Below are 12,560 nucleotides of genomic sequence, written 5' to 3'. Positions count from 1 at the left end.
GCGCGCGCCCGCCCGGGCAAAACAGGAAATATCGGCTTTCGTGGTTCGGCTTGACTGCTGATCTTAGCTGGGCAAGATTGTTCGCGTCTTTCCAGATCGTCCGAGGAATCCCATGAAACGAACCATCGCCGGCATCGTCGTGGCCACGGGCCTGGCCCAGCTCGCCGCCGCCCCCGCACAGGCGGCGTCCCTGGCCGACCCGATAAAGGCGCTGAAGGCCGTGTGGACGCGCGGCAAGGCGGTCAACGTCGTGTCCACCTCGAAGGTGGACCACGGTCGTGGCGTCTCCCTGACCGTCGCCATGGACGGCACGCTCGGCTACGGCCCCGCGGGCGAGGCCGCCGCCGACGTCTCGGAGACCACGCAGTACAGCGGGAACATGGCCGCCCTGGCGAGAAAGGGTTCGGACGCCGACACGGTCGCCCTGGAGCAGACGCCGGTCAGGATCATCTCCTCGGGCCACGACGACTACATCTCAGGCCCGGTGGTCGACCACGCGCTGCCGCGCGGCACCACCTGGGTGCGGTACTCGCGCACCGGCCTGCCCACCAGCAACCTGGTGGTGGAGATCCTGGAGTCGGACACGCTCAAGACCCTCCTGGCGCACCGCACGTCCTACCGCGACGGGGTGCTGAAGGGCACGATCAAGACGGACAAGCTGGCCAAGGTGTCACGCAGGTTCGCCGAACGCTACGGCGCCTCCGCCAAGAACCCCGGCACGGTCACCTACGCCATCTGGTTCAGCCGTACCGGGCTGGTGCAGCGGTTGTCCGCCAGCGCCGTGCTGCCGCGCAAGGACGGCACCCTGCGGATCCAGTCGGAGACCAGGTTCGCCGACTGGGAGCGCGAGATCACCATCCCGCTGCCGCTGGAGGGCGACGTGCTCGACCGCGGCCAGTTCGGTGACGAGCTGCCGCGCGAGGCGCCGGGCACCGGGAACTAGCGGGAGTGCCGCTACCCGGCGGTGATGGCCCAGACCTGGACGTCGCGGTGTTCGCCGTTCACCTGGAAGGACTTGCGCAGGGTGCCCTCGCAGGTGAAGCCGATCCGCCGGGCCGCGGCGACGCTCGCCTCGTTGCGCGGGTCGCACCGCCACTCGACGCGGACCATGCCGCGCTCGCGCAACGCCCAGTCGATGAGCACGCGTGACGCCCGGGTGATCAGGCCCTGCCCGCGGGCCTCGGGAGAGAGCCAGACGCCGATCTCGCAGACGCCCTGGGCGGCGTCGAAGGCGCGGTAGAGCACGCCGCCCCGCATCGCGCCGCCAACGTACAGGCCGTAGATCCGGCCGGTGTCGGCGGCCTGGCGCTCGGCGTACTGCCGCAGGAAGGCGCGGGCCGAGGCTTCGTCCGTGATCGTGTACGCCCACGGGATCCACGGCTGGAGCGACCCGCGCGTGCGCTCGACGTAGGCCGCGAACTCGGCGGCCTGCCAGGGCTCCAGCGGACGCAGTTCGGCCCCGCCGCCCAGAGGGTGCGCCAGGAAGGGCCGGCCGGCCGCGCCGGGCGTGAGGTGCTTGCGGAAGGTCACCCGGTCCTGGCCGGGTCCGTCGTGGTCGCGGTGCACGGGCAGGCCGTCGAGGTCCTGGTCGCCCTGCTCGACGGTGAACCCCATGGCCCGGTGGAAGGCGATGGAGCCGGCGTTGCCCGGCGAGGTGATCGCGCGCACCACCCGGCGGCCGGCCGCCGCCGCCTCCGCGCAGAAGGTCGTGTAGAGCGCGCGGGCCAGGCCGCGGCCACGCAGGCGCGGGTCGACGCCGACGAAGTGGACGTAGGCCTCGTCCGGGTCGTCCGCCGAGTGGAAGCCGACGAGGAACGCCTGGACGCCGGTGTCGTCCGCGACGACCAGGCTGGTGCCGGAGAAGCACTCCAGGAACAGCCTGGGCAGCAGCAACGACAGCTCGCGGGCCTCCTGCGGGGTGCGTGAGTCGCCCCACCACCGCCGCACGCATTCCACGAGCGCGGGGTGATCGGTGACGCGGGCCCGGCGCAGCCCGGGCGGTGCCTCTGACATTCGGTTCCCTTCCGCTCTCTCGTGCCGGGGCCAGACTATAGATATCGGCCGGCCGCGTCCGAACCGGTAGTTCGTCTCGCGAATTTGTTAGACTTGATCGATGATGAAGCATGATGACGGCCCGATCGGGACGGTGGCCGCGCTGGTACGCTCCACGTTCCTGGTGAACGCCGTGTACGCGGAGTCCGCTCGCGAGTTCGGCATCACCCAGCAGCAGGGCCAGTTGTTGTGCGTCCTGATGGCGCAGCCGTACGGCATGAGCGAGCTGGGCTCGATCCTCGGCCTGGCCAAGTCGAGCCTGACCGGCCTGGTCGATCGCAGTGAGCGAAACGGCCTGGTCCAGCGCCTGCCCGACCCCGACGACTCCCGCGCGGTGCGGGTGGCGCTGACCAAGCGCGGCGCCCGCCTGGTCGAGGACTTCCACGACCAGACCTGCCGCCGGGTGGAGGATCTGACCGCGGGGTTCGACCAGGCCGACCGCGACGCGCTGGCCGCGCTGCTCGGCCGGGTCGTGGCCGACAACCAGGTGCCCACCGTCTTCCTGGAGCCTGAGCAGCATCGCTGAACCCCGGGCCCACAACAGGAGTTGCAGTTCGTAGTACGAACTAATATGGTTCGTAACACGAACTGCAACTCCTTTCTGTGTCTGGAGCGTAAAACAATGGGTGCTACTGTCGTGGTCGTCGGCGGAGGTTACGGCGGCTCCACGGTCGCCAAGGCGCTCGACGCCGAGGCCGACGTCGTCCTCATCGACCCCAGGGAGGCGTTCGTCAACACGGCCGGCTCGCTGCGTGCGCTGGCCCAGCCCGAATGGGCGGGCAACATGTTCTTCCCCTACGAGCAGTGGCTGCGGCGCGGCACCGTGGTGCGCGACCGCGCGGTGTCGGCCGACCCTGGCGGCGTCACCCTGGCCTCCGGCCGCCGGATCGAGGCCGACTACCTGGTCCTGGCCACCGGCTCCAGCTACGCCTACCCCGCCAAGCCCGCCGCGGAATCCACCGACGACGTCCTGGGCGACCTGCTCGGCACCCACAAGGAGCTGGCGGGGGCCGAGCGGGTGCTCATCCTGGGCGCCGGTCCTGTCGGGCTGGAGCTGGCCGGCGAGATCAAGGAGGTCTGGCCGGGCAAGCACGTGACGATCGTCGACCCGGCCGACCGGTTGCTCGCGCCCTTCCCCGACGAGCTGCGCGAAGAGCTGCACCGCCAGCTCGACGAGCTGAACGTGGAGCTGCGGCTGGGCGCCGGCCTGACCGCGCCGCCGGCCACCGAGGCCGGGCAGGTGGGGGCGTTCACCGTCACCACCACCGGCGGTGACGAGATCGGCGCCGACATCTGGTTCCGCGCGCACGGCGTGCGCGTCAACAGCGACTACCTCGCCGACCGCCGCCTGACGGCGCTGACCCCGCAGGGCCAGGTCCCGGTCACGCCGACGCTCAACGTCCACGGGCACGACGCCGTGCACGAGCGCGTCTACGCCATCGGCGACCTCACGGACGTCCCCGAGACCAAGATGGCCGGGTTCGCCATGCAGCACGCCGAGGTGGTGGCGCGGAACATCCTCGCCCAGCTGCGCGGCGAGCAGCCGACGGCCGCCTATCAGCCGCTGCCACACCCCATCATCCTGCTCCCGCTCGGCCCGCGCGGCGGCATCGGCCAGCTGCCCAGCCCCGACGGGCCCGCCGTCGTCCCGGCGGAGACGGTCTCGGCGTACAAGGGGGCCGACCTGTTCACCGGCCGTTTCTCCGCGCAGTTCGGCGCGTCCTGACCGGCCCCGCCCGCTGAACCCCACGAAGGAAGAAGGAAACACAGTGTCCGTGCACGACGTCGTCTTCGGATTCGGCGCGCATTCCGCCATCGGCGACATGCCCGAGTTACTGCGCATGGCCGAGCAGGCCGACCGCGACGGCCTGGACGTTTTCACCCTGTCCGACCACCCCTACCTCGGCGACCGGCTCGACGCGTATGCCGCGCTCGGCTTCATACTCGGGCGCACCCGGCGCATCGCCGGCTTCGCCAACGTCACCAACCTGCCGACCCGGCCGCCCGCCATGCTGGCCAGGACGGTGACGTCGCTGGCCGCGCTGTCGGACGGCCGGGTCGTGCTCGGCATGGGCGCCGGCGGGCTGTGGGACCGCATCGCGGACATGGGCGTGCCCCGGTTGACGCCCGGCGCCGCGGTGGACGCCTTCGAGGAGGCGATCGTCCTGGTCAAGCTGCTGTCGGGCGGCGGACCCCCGGTCACCTTCGAGGGCGAGCACTACCAGGTGCACCAGATCGAGCCCGCCCCCGTCGCCGCGCCGCCCGTCTGGACGGGATCCGTCGGACCCAAGTCCCTGGCCGCCACCGGCCGCGTGGCCGACGGCTGGATCCCCGGCCACGCCGCCGACTGGCTCAGCGAGCGCTACCGGGCCTCCCGGCCGATCATCGACGAGGCGGCGGCGTCCGCCGGACGCGACCCGGGCGAGATCCGCACGGTCTTCAACCTGCCCGGACGCATCACCGACCGGCCGCTGGCCGCCACCCGCGACCGCGAGGGCCGCTGGATCGGCGGATCCGTCGGCCAGTGGGTGGAGGAACTGACCGGGGCCGTGCTCGACCACGGCGCGTCGGGCTTCACGCTCTTCGGCTCCGGGCACGGCGCCCCGGACCGGACCGTCCTGGCCCGGTGGGCGCAGGAGATCGTCCCGTCGGTGCGCGAAGCGATCGCGAAGTAGGCCCGGCGGTGGTCCAGGTGGCCCGGCGGCCGCTCAGTGGACGGCGGCGTGCCAGTCGATCTCGTGCTCGTGCATCCACGACTCCGACCGGCCCCGTTCCGCCGCCCGGAGCACGAGGGGCAGGAGCAGGTCGCGCAGTGTCCTGGCCACCGGTCCCGCCGCCTTGGCGTTGCTGATGCGGGCGGCGTGCGCGGTGACGCGTTCCACCCTGGCGCGGCGCAGGCGTTCGTAGGCGGCCAGCGCATCGGGCACCCCGGGGACGTCACGCAGGCACTGGGCGAGCACGACCGCGTCCTCGAACGCCATGGACGCGCCCTGCCCGGAACTGGGCGAGGTGGCGTGCGCGCCGTCGCCGATGAGCACCGCGTGGCCCCGGCGCCAGATCGGGGTCGAGGGCAGGTCGTAGGTGTTGCCCGGGCCGTACCGCAGGTCGCCGGCCTCGATGAGCGCGGCGACCGGGGTGCGGTCGGCCACCGCCAGCCCGACGAGGTGGTGCCGCCATTCCGCGCTCGTCCAGGCGTTCAGCTCGGCCGGCGGGCGCTCGCGCGGGCTGGGCACGTTGGCGAACCAGACGATTCCGCCCACGTCGTCGCGGCAGTAGCCGAAGAACGCCCGCCTGCCGAAGACCAGGTTCCAGCAGCCGGGCGCGACGTCGGGGACGCCGGCGCCGGCGGCGGTGTATCCGCCGAAGTTGAGCAGGCCGACGTGGCGGGCGTGGGGCGCGGCCGGATCGAGCAGCCCGCGGACGGCCGAGTGCACGCCGTCGGCGCCGACGAGCAGGTCGCCCCGGGCCTCACCGCCGTCGGCGAACCCGGCCGTCACCACGCCACCGCCATCATCGGTCAGGTCCAGGGCGGTGAGACGTCTGCCGTACGTCACCGGCACGTCCAGCGCCGACGTGAGCGCGGCGGCGAGGTCGGCGCGGCGGATCGTCCTGGTGGCGGTGCCGTCGGGCAGCACCCCGTTGGAGACCCTGGCCAGACGCTTGCCGGTGCCGCTCCACAGGATCGTGTCGGGGGTGGGGAAGGACCTGTCGATCACCGCGGCGGCCGCGCCGACGGCACGCAGGGCGCTGAGGCCGTTGCTCGCCACGGTGAGATACGAGCCGGCGGTCCGGCCGGGCCGGTCGTGGGCCTCGTACACGACGACGTCGTATCCGATCTTGCGCAGGGCCAGGGCCGCGGCGACTCCGGCGGGACCGGCTCCGATCACCAACGCGGTCGGCATGATCGCACCTCCTTATTTCGTTCGTCGAAAGAAATATATGGAGTAGGATCGTGCCCGTGTCAAGCGCATCTGAATCGATCCCCGGCCGCCGCGCCGAGCTGCTGGCGGGCCTCCAGGCGTCCGGCCGCGCGCTGGCCACCAGCACGGTGCTGTTCAACGCGGCGCTCGCCGAGCGGCTCGGGCTGATCGCCACCGAGCAGAAGGCGCTGGAGCTGCTGGAACGCTTCGGCCCGATGACCGCGGGCGAGCTGGCCGAGCGCTCGAAAATGGCCCCGGCCTCCATCACCTCGCTGGTCAGGCGGCTGGAGGACAAGGAGTACGCCCGCCGCAAGCCGCATCCGGACGACGGGCGCAAGGTCGTCATCGAGGCCGTGCCCGAGCGGCTGGCCGCGATCGGGCAGCTGTTCGGCCACTTCGCGCGCTCGCTCGACGAGCTCTACGGCGAGTTCACCGACGACCAGCTCGAAACGATCCTGCGCTTCATCGCCGGCACCATCGACCGGCAGGAGCGGGCGACCGCCCGGTTCGCGGACCGCTGACGCCCCGGGCGATCCGCGCCGGTCAGCCGGCGAACCGCCGGGCCACGTCCCTGGCCCAGCGCGCGGCCTCGGCCGCCTGGTCGCTGGGCACGGGCGCGCCCGGCGTCCGGCTCAGCCGCTCGACCAGCTCGGCGAAGCGCAGGTGCTCGCGCTCGGCGTGTTCGCGGCAGGCGAGGCAGGTGACGCTCTCCGGGCGGGGAGACGTCATGGCGTACGGCACCTCGATCCCGCAACCGGTCGTGACGACGCTCGGGGCGTCGGGCGCGCGCCCCAGCGAAGTGGCGATCATATTGCGGAAGTCGGCGCCGGCCTGCATCACCTTCCGCTCGACGTGGATGTGCGGATCCGTGTCGCTCATACGCGTCCGGGCCTCCGTCCGAGTCGTCCGGGAATCAGACTACTGCGGATCGCGTGCACGGTCCCGCGCGTGACGGCCTCCTTGAACAGGGCCGAGGCCCGGCCGGTGAGCACGGCCGGGCCGAGCGGCCGGTCGTCCGCGTACGTGAACTGGGTGACGCCGTCGTGGCGGCCCAGGCTGATGTTCCGCCACACGTAACGCAGCCGCACCGGGACGAGCTCGCGCCCGGTGACCAGGTCGGCGACCAGGTCGCCCGCGCGCCACCCCATCGGCAGGCCGATCTGGCACGACATCCGCGACGGGCCGCCGCGCACCGGGGCCGCGGCGGCGTCGCCGATCGCGAAGACCTCCGGGTGCGACACCGAGCGCAGCGTCCCGTCCACGACGACTCGTCCGTGCTCGTCGGTGGCCAGACCGGCCTGCCCGGCCAGCGCTGGCACGCGGAACCCGGCCGTCCACACCACCGCTTCCGCGGGGCGGTCACGTCCGTCGTCCAGGAGCAGGCCGGCGGCGGTGACCGCGCGGACCGTGGCGTCCTCGCGCAGGTCGACGCCCATCCTGCCGAACGCCGCGAGCAGGTGACGACGGGCCCGCCCGGACATCCCGGCGCCGATCCGCCCGGCCGTGACCAGGCCGACCTTCAGCCCCGGCCTGGACGTGGCGAGCTCGGCCGCGGTCTCGATCCCGGTCAGCCCGCCGCCCACCACGACCACCGAGGAGACCCCGGCCAGCCCGTCCCGCAGCCGCTCGGCGTCGCCGGCCCGCGCCACGCCGAAGGCGTGTTCCGCCGCGCCCGGCACGGACGTGAGATCCGCCCGGCTGCCGAGCGCGTAGACCAGGGTGTCGTAGCCGAGCGTGCCGTGCCCCCGGTCCAGCCGGACGACCTTCTCCCGCAGGTCCACGCCGGTGACGCGGGCGATCACCAGCTCGATCCCGGTGCCCGCGAGCAGCCCGGCCAGCGGCCTGCCGGGCAGGGCCTGCCCGGCCGCCACCTGGTGCAGCCGGACCCGTTCCACGAAGTGGTCCGCGTCGTTGACCAGGACGACCCGGGCGCGTCCTGCCGTGCGGAGCCTCCTGGCGGCACGCTTGGCCGCGGCCAGCCCCGCGTATCCGGCGCCCAGGACGACGATGCGATGAGTCATGCTTCCTCCCGATGAGTTCCGTAGCTGAACCGGTCGGCCGGCCGGTTCGTGACACTCGGCGGGAGTGACGGTGATCACATCCGGGTCTGCGCGGCGGCGTAGGCCAGCTTGCCGGTGTCGAGGACCATCCGGACCGCGCTGATCTCGCCGCCGGCGATCTCCACGGCCAGGACCGCGCGCAGCGTGCCCTCGTTCCAGACCAGCACCGCGGGTTCCCCGTTGACCTCCGCGATCTCCGCGCGCACCGGGATCGTCTCGATCCGCGTCCCGAGTCCGCGCAGGTACCTGGCCACCTTCGCGCGGCCGGTGATCGGCCGGCGGGCCGCCGTCGTGCCGTTGCCGTCGGCCCACGCCGTCACGTCGGCGGCCAGCAGGCGTTCCAGCGCCGCCAGGTCACCCCGGGTGACCGCCGCGAAGAAGGCCGTCACGATGCGGCGATGATGCGCGCCGTCAGCGTCATGCCGCTTGCGCGCGGTGTCGTGCCGCTCGCGCGCGGCGCTGACGTGCGCACGCGCGCGGTGGTGCAGTTGCCGTGAGTGCGTCTCGTCGACGCCGAGGATCGCGGCGACCTCCCGATGGCTGTGCCCGAACGCCTCGCGCAGGATGAAGACCGCGCGCTCGGCCGGGCTCAGCCGCTCCAGCAGGACCAGCAGGCCCATGGACACCGACTCGCGTTGCTCCAGCGTCTCCAGCGGGCCGAGCGCGCCGCCGCCGGTGAGCACCGGCTCGGGCAGCCAGGGTCCGACGTGGCCGGCCCGCCGCACCCGGGCCGAGTCGAGCTCGTTGAGACACAGGTTGGTGACGACGCGGGTCAGCCAGGCCGCCGGGGTCTCGACCCGGTCGGCTCGGCTCCAGCGCAGGTAGGCGTCCTGTACGACGTCCTCGGCCGCCGCCATCGAGCCGAGCAGCCGGTAGGCCAGCCCCAGCAGGCGCGCCCGCTGCCCCTCGAACACCTCGACGGCCGACTCGTCGGCACCCTCGACCCGCATGCCGTCCCCCAACCTTCAGGACACCTGAAGGCTCGGTTAGGCTTCAGGCTGCTTGAAGGTTATCCCAGCGAGAAAGGACGACCTCGATGGACTCCTACGACGACCTGCCCTTCCCCGGCGGCGACCTGGCCGTCGCCGCGACGCGCTTCGCCCGCGACCTCGAACACCCGGCCATCTTCAACCACAGCATGCGCACCTACCTGTACGGCCGCTTCATCGGCACGGAGCAGGGGCTGCGCCCCGACCTCGACTACGACGACGAACTGCTGTTCCTCGGCGCGGTCCTGCATGACGTGGGGCTCAGCGACGAGGGCGACGGCGACCAGCGTTTCGACCTCGACGGCGCCGACCTGGCCGCCCGCTTCCTCGCCGGGCAGGGGGTGGCCGCCGATCGGGTGGAGGTCGTCTGGGACGCGGTCGCCCTGCACCTGTGCGGCGACGTGGCACTGCGCAAGCGGCCGGAGATCGCGCTGGTGGCCGCGGGGGCCGGGTTCGACCTCGGCCGCGACGACCCGCACCGGCTGCCGGCCGGCTACGCCGAGCGCGTGCACGCGGTGCTGCCGCGCCTGCACGCCACGGCCGTCCTGTACGACGCGATCGTCGGCCAGGCGATTGACCGGCCGCACAAGGCCCCGCCGTACACCATGCCGGGCGAGTTGCTCAGGCAGTGGACCGGGGGAGCCTGGCCCACCTGGCGCCAGGCGATGACCCAGCCTTCGGGCTGGGGCGACTACGACGGTTATCAGCCGGAGGGCTGAAGCGGCCGCGGGTACCTGCTGCACAGCGCGAAGACGGTGGCGAACAAGGTCCAGGCCAGCACGTACGCGACCGGATGGGCCCAGGTGTCGCCGAGGGCGTCGGCCAGCGCCTGGCGGCCCTCGAAGTAGCAGGCCAGGCTGATCGCCGCCCCCGGGAGCGCGCCCCACCAGCGCTTCCACCACACCTCTGCGGTGATCACCTCGAACGCGACCAGGGCGATCGGGCCGAACAGGAGGAACTTCAGCCCTGGCGGGTGCGACAGGAGCGCGGCGATCCCCATGACCGCCACCGCGGAACCGCCCGTGAGCAGCACCGTGGTGGCGAACGGCGCGGGCTCGTGACGCGGGTCGTCGGCCGCATCGGGCGCGGGGTCGTCGTGCTGCTCGGGGTCGTCGGACACGGGTGCCATTGTGGCGAATCCCCGCGCCGCGCCGCTTCATTCTTTCGTCTACGACTCTTCCGCGGCCGGGAAGTCGTGCTCGGCGAACATGTCGATCAGGACGCGGACCGGCAGGCCGGCCTCGGTGGGGTAGCGGAAGCTCTGGTCGAGGTTGAGGCTGTAGTGGTTGCGGCGGCCGATGCGTTCACGGGTGAGGTAGCCGTGCTCGTGGAGGTCGGTCACGATGCCCTGCACCGCGCGTTCGGTGATCCCGATGCGCACGGCGATGTCACGCAGCCGCGCCTGCGGGTCGCGGGCGATCTCCAGCAGCACGCGGGCGTGATGGGTGAGAAACGTCCAGGAGGCCGCGCGCTCGGCAGGAGTGTTCACTGATCTTCAGCCCTCCATGGGTTCGCTCATCTCCGAAGATCCTATGCGGAAATGTCTTTCTGGTAACCTACTTCCGGGTTTAGAGTTTCAGCGTACGAGCGCGTGCCCCATCTCGCCCCAGTAAGTCCTGGCCCAGGACCCGAATGAAGGACGTGATGACCGTCGTGCAGTTCCAGACCGGCTGAGCGTTGCGAGAGCGACCATGTCGTACCTGAGCATGGACAGCCAGCGGCTGATCATCGGCGTGCTGATCACCTTGACCGGTGAGATCGACTCCACCAACGTCGACGAACTGGAGGACTACCTCGGCTCGCGGCGCATCCCGGGCGAGCCACTGGTGCTCGACCTCGGCGGCGTGACCTTCATGGACGGCAGGGGGCTGCGCCTGCTGTTAAGTCTCGACGCGACGCAGCGCGAGCAGGGCGCCGCGCTGCACGTGACCTCGGTGCGCCGGCTGCCCGCCCGTCTGCTGCGGGTCACGGGGGTGTGGCGGGCGCTGTCCATCCACGCCAGCGTGGAGGAGGCGATCGTCCGGATGCTGGACGACCAGGCGACGCTTCCCTCGGAGCCGGCCTGAGTCGCCCTCCGTCCCCCGCGAGCGGTCGGCTAGCCCTGCTTCGCCTTGGCGTAGTCGGCGGCGCCGCCGGCGAAGTCGTACACGACGGCCGGCTCGTCGCCGACCACCCAGGCGTCGTGCCCGGGCGGGCAGACGAACAGGTCGCCGGGGCCGGCGTCCACCTCGCTGCCGTCGTCCATGCGCAGGTGCAGCCGGCCGGAGACGACGAAGCCGTTGTGGTGCACCTGGCACGAGTCGGTGCCCGCGATCGGCTTGACCGACTCCGACCAGCGCCAGCCCGGCTCGAACGTGGCGACACCGAAGGTCAGGCCGCTCAGGTTGCACACGTCGAGATGGCCGCTCGGAAATTCGCGCCGTTCGTCCGGGTTGTTGATGTTTTTGACCTCTGTCATTGCGTTTCCCCCTCAGAGTCGGTCATACCCGCTCAATGGGCGACGAACGTCTGATGGTCGGCCAGGGCCAGCATGCGGACGAAGTCCGCCACCCGCAACAACGCGCGAGCCGGCCACCGGACCGGGGCCGGACGGCGGGATCCGTAGGCGGACGCCCACAGCGGAGGCACATGATGAGTCATGCCGCCCAGCATGCTCCGGAGCCTGCCCATCGATCCAACACATCGTCTCGCTGGCGGACATCGCTAATGTAGATGGGTGGAACTCCGCCAGCTACGCCACTTCGTGGCCGTCACCACGCACGGCAGCTTCACCGCGGCGGCCAGGGCGGAGCTGATCGTGCAGTCGGCGCTCAGCACCTCCATCCGCAAGCTGGAGCGCGAGCTCGGCGCCGACCTGTTCGAGCGCACCGGGCGCCGGCCGATCCTCACCCCGGCCGGGCACGCGTTCCTGCCCGCCGCGCGGGCGCTGCTGGCCGACGCCGCCGCGGCCACCGAGGCGGTGTCCGCCGTCTCCGGCCTGGCCACCGGACGGGTGGCGATCGGCACGATCCAGACGCTCACCAGCGTCGACCTGCCCGCCGAGCTGGCCGCCTTCCACCGCCGGTGGCCGGGCGTCCAGATCTCGGTGCGCGACGCGCCCGTCTCAGGCCTGCTCGACGCGCTGCTCGCGCGCGAACTCGACCTGGCCTACCTGGCTCTCGACGGTGCCGACCTGCCCGACGGCCTGGCCGTGTTCCAGTCGTGGGAGGAGGAGCTGGTGCTCATGACCTCGGCCGAGCACCGGCTGGCCGGCGCCGAGCGCACGCTGCTGTCCGACCTGACGCGCGAGCCGTTCATCGACTTCAAGGCGGGCACCGGCCTGGAGACCGCGGTGCGCAGGCTGGCCGCGGGCTGCGGCCTGCACCGGCAGATCACCTGCGAGGTCACCCAGATCCGGCTGCTGGCCGACCTGGTGCGGGCGGGCATCGGGGTGGCGATCGTGCCGCGTCAGGTGGCCGAGGCGGCGGGGCTGCCCGCGGTGCGGATCCGCCAGCCCGATCCGGCCAGGACGGTGGTGCTGGCCGGGCGCGCGCCCGCGC

The 12,560-nt window shown here is 72.3% G+C and carries 17 protein-coding genes; 8 read left to right on the top strand and 9 right to left on the bottom strand.

Annotated elements, in window-relative coordinates; all coding sequences use genetic code 11:
* Positions 1–112 precede the first annotated feature (112 nt).
* Positions 113–943, top strand: a complete 831-nt coding sequence (locus tag HII36_RS36690; protein ID WP_173527920.1) for a hypothetical protein — start codon at positions 113–115, stop codon at positions 941–943.
* A gap of 11 nt (positions 944–954) precedes the next feature.
* Here HII36_RS36690 and HII36_RS57145 read toward each other — a convergent pair whose 3' ends face one another.
* Positions 955–2,013, bottom strand: a complete 1,059-nt coding sequence (locus HII36_RS57145) for a GNAT family N-acetyltransferase (RefSeq protein WP_236004242.1) — start codon at positions 2,011–2,013, stop codon at positions 955–957.
* 100 nt (positions 2,014–2,113) lie between these two features.
* On the opposite strand from HII36_RS57145, the gene HII36_RS36675 reads away from it, so the two are divergent.
* From HII36_RS36675 to HII36_RS36665, 3 genes are all read left to right on the top strand, one after another.
* Entirely contained in the window at positions 2,114–2,578 is a 465-nt protein-coding gene (locus tag HII36_RS36675; protein WP_173527919.1) for a MarR family winged helix-turn-helix transcriptional regulator, read from the top strand.
* Between the two features lie 96 nt (positions 2,579–2,674).
* Positions 2,675–3,778 (top strand): NAD(P)/FAD-dependent oxidoreductase, encoded by a 1,104-nt coding sequence (locus tag HII36_RS36670; RefSeq protein WP_173527918.1) that lies wholly within the window; start codon positions 2,675–2,677, stop codon positions 3,776–3,778.
* 43 nt (positions 3,779–3,821) lie between these two features.
* Entirely contained in the window at positions 3,822–4,727 is a 906-nt protein-coding gene (locus HII36_RS36665; RefSeq protein WP_173527917.1) for an LLM class flavin-dependent oxidoreductase, read from the top strand.
* Between the two features lie 33 nt (positions 4,728–4,760).
* Here the strand turns inward: HII36_RS36665 and HII36_RS36660 are convergent, their stop codons facing one another.
* Positions 4,761–5,954 carry an FAD-dependent monooxygenase gene (locus HII36_RS36660; protein ID WP_173527916.1) on the bottom strand — a complete coding sequence of 398 codons (1,194 nt, stop codon included), beginning with the start codon at positions 5,952–5,954 and terminating at the stop codon, positions 4,761–4,763.
* Between the two features lie 56 nt (positions 5,955–6,010).
* On the opposite strand from HII36_RS36660, the gene HII36_RS57140 reads away from it, so the two are divergent.
* Positions 6,011–6,493, top strand: a complete 483-nt coding sequence (locus HII36_RS57140; protein WP_217370424.1) for a MarR family winged helix-turn-helix transcriptional regulator — start codon at positions 6,011–6,013, stop codon at positions 6,491–6,493.
* Between the two features lie 22 nt (positions 6,494–6,515).
* On the opposite strand, the gene HII36_RS36650 is transcribed toward HII36_RS57140, so the two are convergent.
* The 3 genes from HII36_RS36650 to sigJ all read right to left on the bottom strand — a co-directional run bounded on the left by HII36_RS36650 (position 6,516) and on the right by sigJ (position 8,982).
* A complete protein-coding gene (locus HII36_RS36650; protein WP_173527915.1) occupies positions 6,516–6,851 on the bottom strand; it encodes a hypothetical protein in 336 nt (111 codons plus the stop codon).
* The gene (locus tag HII36_RS36645; RefSeq protein ID WP_173527914.1) at positions 6,848–7,993 is read right to left on the bottom strand and encodes an NAD(P)/FAD-dependent oxidoreductase; all 1,146 of its coding nucleotides are present in this window, start codon (positions 7,991–7,993) and stop codon (positions 6,848–6,850) included. The genes HII36_RS36650 and HII36_RS36645 overlap by 4 nt, the downstream gene beginning before the upstream one ends.
* Before the next feature lie 74 nt (positions 7,994–8,067).
* Positions 8,068–8,982, bottom strand: a complete 915-nt coding sequence (gene sigJ, locus HII36_RS36640; RefSeq protein WP_173527913.1) for an RNA polymerase sigma factor SigJ — start codon at positions 8,980–8,982, stop codon at positions 8,068–8,070.
* Between the two features lie 86 nt (positions 8,983–9,068).
* Here sigJ and HII36_RS36635 point away from each other — a divergent pair, with 86 nt between their 5' ends.
* On the top strand, positions 9,069–9,740 hold the full coding sequence (locus tag HII36_RS36635; protein WP_173527912.1) for an HD domain-containing protein: 672 nt from the start codon (positions 9,069–9,071) through the stop codon (positions 9,738–9,740).
* Here HII36_RS36635 and HII36_RS36630 read toward each other — a convergent pair.
* Both HII36_RS36630 and HII36_RS36625 read right to left on the bottom strand, forming a co-directional pair.
* Positions 9,725–10,141 (bottom strand): hypothetical protein, encoded by a 417-nt coding sequence (locus HII36_RS36630; protein ID WP_173527911.1) that lies wholly within the window; start codon positions 10,139–10,141, stop codon positions 9,725–9,727. The genes HII36_RS36635 and HII36_RS36630 overlap by 16 nt on opposite strands.
* Before the next feature lie 48 nt (positions 10,142–10,189).
* Positions 10,190–10,510 carry a helix-turn-helix transcriptional regulator gene (locus HII36_RS36625; RefSeq protein ID WP_173527910.1) on the bottom strand — a complete coding sequence of 107 codons (321 nt, stop codon included), beginning with the start codon at positions 10,508–10,510 and terminating at the stop codon, positions 10,190–10,192.
* 202 nt (positions 10,511–10,712) lie between these two features.
* Here HII36_RS36625 and HII36_RS36620 point away from each other — a divergent pair, with 202 nt between their 5' ends.
* Positions 10,713–11,087: an STAS domain-containing protein gene (locus tag HII36_RS36620; RefSeq protein WP_173527909.1), complete on the top strand. Its 375-nt coding sequence runs from the start codon at positions 10,713–10,715 to the stop codon at positions 11,085–11,087.
* A 29-nt stretch (positions 11,088–11,116) separates the two neighbouring features.
* On the opposite strand, the gene HII36_RS36615 is transcribed toward HII36_RS36620, so the two are convergent.
* A complete protein-coding gene (locus tag HII36_RS36615; RefSeq protein WP_173527908.1) occupies positions 11,117–11,479 on the bottom strand; it encodes a cupin domain-containing protein in 363 nt (120 codons plus the stop codon).
* A 32-nt stretch (positions 11,480–11,511) separates the two neighbouring features.
* On the bottom strand, positions 11,512–11,661 hold the full coding sequence (locus HII36_RS36610; RefSeq protein WP_173527906.1) for a hypothetical protein: 150 nt from the start codon (positions 11,659–11,661) through the stop codon (positions 11,512–11,514).
* A gap of 76 nt (positions 11,662–11,737) precedes the next feature.
* On the opposite strand from HII36_RS36610, the gene HII36_RS58870 reads away from it, so the two are divergent.
* A partial coding sequence (locus HII36_RS58870; RefSeq protein WP_173527907.1) for a LysR family transcriptional regulator occupies positions 11,738–12,560 on the top strand: 823 nt, incomplete at its 3' end.

The organism is Nonomuraea antri (assembly GCF_013283785.1).
Lineage (GTDB): Bacteria > Actinomycetota > Actinomycetes > Streptosporangiales > Streptosporangiaceae > Nonomuraea > Nonomuraea antri.
The sequence above is the reverse complement of the archived record's forward strand: the minus strand, read 5'-3'. Positions and strand labels throughout refer to the sequence as shown.

Bases quoted from the DNA above. Each gene is read 5' to 3' on its own strand.
- HII36_RS36690 (WP_173527920.1), top strand. From the start codon at position 113: ATGAAACGAACCATCGCCGGCATCGTCGTGGCCACGGGCCTGGCCCAG.
- HII36_RS57145 (WP_236004242.1), bottom strand. From the start codon at position 2,013: ATGTCAGAGGCACCGCCCGGGCTGCGCCGGGCCCGCGTCACCGATCAC.
- HII36_RS36675 (WP_173527919.1), top strand. From the start codon at position 2,114: ATGATGAAGCATGATGACGGCCCGATCGGGACGGTGGCCGCGCTGGTA.
- HII36_RS36670 (WP_173527918.1), top strand. From the start codon at position 2,675: ATGGGTGCTACTGTCGTGGTCGTCGGCGGAGGTTACGGCGGCTCCACG.
- HII36_RS36660 (WP_173527916.1), bottom strand. From the start codon at position 5,954: ATGCCGACCGCGTTGGTGATCGGAGCCGGTCCCGCCGGAGTCGCCGCG.
- HII36_RS36650 (WP_173527915.1), bottom strand. From the start codon at position 6,851: ATGAGCGACACGGATCCGCACATCCACGTCGAGCGGAAGGTGATGCAG.
- HII36_RS36645 (WP_173527914.1), bottom strand. From the start codon at position 7,993: ATGACTCATCGCATCGTCGTCCTGGGCGCCGGATACGCGGGGCTGGCC.
- sigJ (WP_173527913.1), bottom strand. From the start codon at position 8,982: ATGCGGGTCGAGGGTGCCGACGAGTCGGCCGTCGAGGTGTTCGAGGGG.
- HII36_RS36635 (WP_173527912.1), top strand. From the start codon at position 9,069: ATGGACTCCTACGACGACCTGCCCTTCCCCGGCGGCGACCTGGCCGTC.
- HII36_RS36620 (WP_173527909.1), top strand. From the start codon at position 10,713: ATGTCGTACCTGAGCATGGACAGCCAGCGGCTGATCATCGGCGTGCTG.
- HII36_RS36615 (WP_173527908.1), bottom strand. From the start codon at position 11,479: ATGACAGAGGTCAAAAACATCAACAACCCGGACGAACGGCGCGAATTT.
- HII36_RS36610 (WP_173527906.1), bottom strand. From the start codon at position 11,661: ATGACTCATCATGTGCCTCCGCTGTGGGCGTCCGCCTACGGATCCCGC.